This window comes from Desulfovibrio sp. 1188_IL3213 (genome assembly GCF_036763145.1).
GTDB lineage: Bacteria > Desulfobacterota > Desulfovibrionia > Desulfovibrionales > Desulfovibrionaceae > Desulfovibrio.
The window spans coordinates 1-4,699 of the sequence record NZ_JBAIYR010000172.1; the positions used below are offsets into that span (position 1 = coordinate 1).

Annotated in this window: 4 protein-coding genes; 3 read left to right on the forward strand and 1 reads right to left on the reverse strand. The window is 60.3% G+C overall.

All coding sequences use genetic code 11. The annotated features are described in order from the left end of the window. The 3 genes from V6C16_RS08105 to clpB form a co-directional block, all read left to right on the forward strand. Positions 1-358 (forward strand): DnaJ C-terminal domain-containing protein (locus tag V6C16_RS08105; RefSeq protein WP_333542990.1); only part of this gene is annotated, 358 nt, incomplete at its 5' end. 20 nt (positions 359-378) lie between these two features. Further along, positions 379-693 carry a chaperone modulator CbpM gene (locus tag V6C16_RS08110; RefSeq protein ID WP_333536393.1) on the forward strand — a complete coding sequence of 105 codons (315 nt, stop codon included), beginning with the start codon at positions 379-381 and terminating at the stop codon, positions 691-693. A gap of 398 nt (positions 694-1,091) precedes the next feature. After that, entirely contained in the window at positions 1,092-3,701 is a 2,610-nt protein-coding gene (gene clpB, locus V6C16_RS08115; RefSeq protein ID WP_333536394.1) for an ATP-dependent chaperone ClpB, read from the forward strand. 516 nt (positions 3,702-4,217) lie between these two features. On the opposite strand, the gene V6C16_RS08120 is transcribed toward clpB, so the two are convergent. Beyond that, positions 4,218-4,699 (reverse strand): YkgJ family cysteine cluster protein (locus V6C16_RS08120; RefSeq protein WP_333542991.1); only part of this gene is annotated, 482 nt, incomplete at its 5' end.

Here is a 4,699-nt window from a genome sequence, read left to right on the forward strand (position 1 = left end):
TCCCGCCCCCGGCGGGACACCCGGCGACCTCTTTTTGCGGGTGCGCTATCTGCCCCACGCGATTTTCAGGGTGGACGGCGAAAACCTGCAGTGCGATGTGGCTCTGGCTCCCTGGGAGGCAGCGCTCGGCGGCACGGTGGAAGTACCCACCCTTGAAGGACACGTTGAAATGCAGATTCCCGCCGGTTCCAGCTCCGGACGCAAGTTCCGCCTGCGCGGCAAAGGCCTGGGCGCATCTGGAAAACGCGGCGACCTGCTGGTCAGGGTCATGATCAAGACCCCGGCGCAACTGTCCGATGAAGAGCGCGAACTCTGGCAAAAACTGGCCGAAATTTCGGCGTTCAAGGCCCGCGCATAGCAACTGGCGGAGGTTTTAGCATGAGCATGACACCCAAGCATCCCACCCTGCCCGCGCCTTCCACGGTCATGGTCTGGGAAGAATTTGTTCAGGTGACGGGCGTAGACCCCGAGCGGCTTCAGGAACTTCTGGCCCTTGGCTGGATTCAGGCCCGGAGCAACGCCGCCCGGCGAGACCTCTTTCGCGATGCGGATATTTACCGCGTGCGCAAGCTTGAACGCATCTGCTGCGACTTCGAACTGCCTGTCCTCGGCGGCACCATAATAGTGGACCTGCTGGAACGCATTGATGCGCTGGAACAAACAGTACGCAGCCTGAAAAACTTTGAGGATTAGCCGCTGCGCCGAATAGTTTTCCACTGCCGCAGGAAAAACATCCGGCACAAAAACCGGTAAAGGCCGTTTTGCGGACAGGCAAACGACCTGCACAAATTTTGAGGCATTTTCGTATTGGGAACACCCCTTCCCGATGCTTTCACGGCGCCCGCTTCACAAGCGTGCAAACAAGCTGTCGCGTACGGCGCACCCCACCGGGGAGCATGCTCCGGCGGCGCGGCGGGCCAAAAAAGCAATGTGCTGCGGCAGCAAACCGGCCCCAGGCCGACCATTGCGCGGGCAGGCCGCCCGGCAGCGCCTGAAACAAGAAAAATCCGGGGCCATTATAGACTTTCAAGTAATAACGCCTGACAAATATTTCGCCGGCCGCAAGGCACGGCATTGTCTGGAGGAACCATATGGATATCAACAAATTTACAGAAAAAGCACGCGAAGCCGTCAGTGAAGCCCAAAGCCTTGCAGCAGGCATGGGTCATCAGGAAACAGACGTCGAACACCTTGCGCTGGCACTGGCGCAGCAGGAAAACGGCATCGTGCCGCGCATTCTTGAACAGATGGGCATACAGCCCCGCGCCCTTTCGGTAGCCATTGAAGGCGCGCTGCGCAAACGGCCCTCCGTGTCCGGCGGCGGCATTGACCCCACCAAGATCATGATTACCCAGCGCCTGGCAACGGTGCTGAACGACGCCCAGAATGAAGCCAAACGCATGAAGGACGAGTACGTCAGCGTTGACCACCTGTTTGCCGCGCTGACAGAAGTGCCTTCGTCCACACCCCTTGGCGAAGTGTTCAAGGAATACAAGATCACCCGCGCGTCCTTTGTGTCCGCGATGGAAGAATTGCGCGCGGGCGCTCGCGTGACCAGCGCCAACCCCGAGGACACCTTCGAGGCCCTGAACAAGTACGCGCGCGACCTTGTGGAAGCTGCGCGCCAGGGCAAGATGGACCCGGTCATCGGCCGTGATTCTGAAATACGCCGCGTCATCCGTATTCTTTCGCGGCGCACCAAGAATAACCCGGTGCTCATCGGTGAGGCGGGCGTGGGCAAAACAGCCATCGTGGAGGGCCTTGCTTTCCGCATCGTCAAGGGCGACGTGCCGGAGGGGCTGAAGGGCCGCAAGCTCTTTGCCCTGGACATGGGCGCGCTTATTGCCGGAGCCAAATACCGGGGCGAATTTGAGGAACGCCTCAAGGCCGTGCTCAATGAAGTGGAGAAGAGCGAAGGCCAGACGATTCTTTTCATTGACGAACTGCACACCATTGTGGGCGCGGGAAAAACCGAGGGCGCAATGGACGCGGGCAACCTGCTCAAGCCCATGCTGGCGCGCGGCGAACTGCACTGCATCGGCGCCACCACTGTGGACGAGTACCGCAAGTATATTGAAAAAGACCCGGCACTGGAGCGCCGTTTTCAGCCCGTCATGGTGGAAGAGCCGACGGTGGAAGACACCATCTCCATCCTGCGCGGCCTGAAAGAACGCTTTGAGGTGCATCATGGCGTACGCATCAGCGACTCGGCCATTGTAGAGGCCGTGGTGCTCTCGCACCGCTACATCACTGACCGCCAGTTGCCCGACAAGGCCATTGACCTTATAGACGAAGCCGCCGCCCTTATCCGTACCGAGATTGATTCTCTGCCCGCGGATCTTGACGAGGTGAATCGCAAGGTCATGCAGCTTGAAATCGAGCGCGAGGCCCTGCGGCGCGAAACCGACGCGGCCTCCCGCGAACGGCTGGAAAAGCTTGAAAACGAACTGGTCGACCTGCGCATCGAGCAGGCTGACCTGCTCAAACAGTGGGAAAGCGAAAAAGGCTCCATCAATCATGTGCGCGAAATCAAGGAGCAGATCGAACAGACCAAGCTGGCTATCGAGCAGGCCGAACGCGCGTATGACCTCAACAAGGCCGCTGAGCTGAAATACTCGAAGCTGCTCGAACTTGAGAAAAAACTGGCTGAAGCCGAAGATTCGGACGGCGGCGCTGCCGCTGACGGATCGCGTCTGCTCAAGGAAGAAGTGCGCCCCGACGATGTGGCTGAAATTGTGGGCAAGTGGACGGGCATACCCGTCACCCGCCTGCTGGAATCGGAGCGCGAAAAGCTGCTGCGCCTGCCCGAGCAGTTGCATGAACGCGTGGTGGGGCAGGACGAGGCCGTCAACGCCGTGTCCGATGCCGTGCTGCGCGCCCGTGCCGGTCTTTCCGACCCGGACAGGCCCACAGGCTCGTTTATTTTCCTCGGCCCCACGGGCGTGGGCAAAACAGAGCTTTCCAAGGCCCTGGCCGAGGCGCTGTTTGACACGGAAGACAATATGGTGCGCCTGGACATGAGCGAATATATGGAAAAACACTCCGTATCCCGCCTCATTGGTGCGCCTCCCGGCTATGTGGGGTATGATGAAGGCGGCCAGCTTACGGAGGCCGTGCGGCGCAAGCCCTATTCCGTCATTCTTTTTGACGAGATAGAAAAAGCCCACCCGGATGTGTTCAACACGCTGCTGCAACTGCTGGACGATGGACGCCTGACTGACAGCCAGGGGCGTACCGTGGACTTTCGCAACAGCATTGTCATCATGACGTCCAACATAGGCTCCATGCACCTTCTGGACGGCATTGATGCGGATGGAACCCTCAAAGAGGGCGCGCGCGAACGGGTGATGGAAGAACTGCGGGGCCACTTCAGGCCCGAGTTCCTGAACCGCGTGGACGAAACCGTGGTCTTTCTGCCGCTCAGGCGCGATCAGATCAGCCGCATTGTGGATCTGCAGCTGGCCCGCCTGCGCAAGCGCCTTGAAGACCGCAAGATCAAGCTGGACATGACCGATGCCGCCAGAAGCTTCATCGGCGAAGCGGGCTATGATCCGGTCTACGGCGCACGCCCCCTCAAGCGCTATGTGCAGCAGGCCGTGGAAACCACGCTGGCACGCCAGATTGTGGGTGGCAAGATACGCGACGGCCAGCGTGTGACCGTGGACGTCAAGGACGAAGCGCTCACCTTTACGGCTGAATAGCAGCGCGCGGCCCACAACGGCTGGCAGCATATAAAAAATCCCCGGCGGCTGCCCGCCCTGTCTTTCGGCAGGAGCGGCAGCCGCCGGGCTGCGTTTATGCCGGTGCGGACGTTGCGCGGTGCTGGTTTTGCGCGCCTGTAACAGCCCACATCTGAAGTACCCAGTTTGCCTCTGTTTGCCCCTGTCGCGCCGCCTGCGCGGGGACGGCAGGGAGCCTTCCCGACAAGAAACAAGGCCCGCGCGGACAAACCGTGCGGGCCTTTGGCGTGTATAAACCTTGCGCGAACGGTATACTCCGTCCTGCCAAGGCGTTGGCGTTGGAACAGTCAACCACGGGCATTCGCAATAACCGGACTGTTGCTCTGCCCTTTCAGTCCACCTCCTGCGCAAACCGCACAGGCAGGCTTTTGTCACTGCTTCTGAGCAGAGGATATTTCGGCAGCGGGGAAAGTCAATGGGCTTTTATTCTCCTGATCAAAGGCAGACCACCCAAAGCCCTGAGGTCAATGGCAATCGTCAGGCGTGAAAAAAATGCTCCCAGGGGATGGCCTGAATCACGGTGGTGACGGAGCGAAAAAACTGCCGCACTTCTTTTTTTGCAGTTCCCGACGGGGGTAAAGGCTCACGCCCGGCATACCATGGCAGTGTACGGGCAAGGGCTTCCAGCATACGGTCATGGCGCGGGGCAAGCACATCCTGCGGGCGATCCCGCACGGCGTCCTCGCCCGGAGCGCAGGGACTCCTGAAAACCATGTACTGGCGACAGGCCACAGGCCGCAGGGCGTATACCTGGCATGCGCCGTTCCACAAAAAGGGACACGGCAAAAGCACGTCCTCATGGCAACCCTGACAGGATGCGAGCCTGCGCCCAAGCAGATGGCGCATTTCCGGCTTCACCCTGTGCCGCATCTGCCAGTGCAGGCCCAGCGCTTCCAGCGGGCTGACGGGTATGGGCTGGGCGCAACACTGTGAGCAGCCCGCGCGGCACACAGCTTCGC

Excerpts from the sequence above, each read along its gene's own strand:
- V6C16_RS08110 (WP_333536393.1), top strand. The coding sequence starts at position 379 with ATGAGCATGACACCCAAGCATCCCACCCTGCCCGCGCCTTCCACGGTC.
- clpB (WP_333536394.1), top strand. The coding sequence starts at position 1,092 with ATGGATATCAACAAATTTACAGAAAAAGCACGCGAAGCCGTCAGTGAA.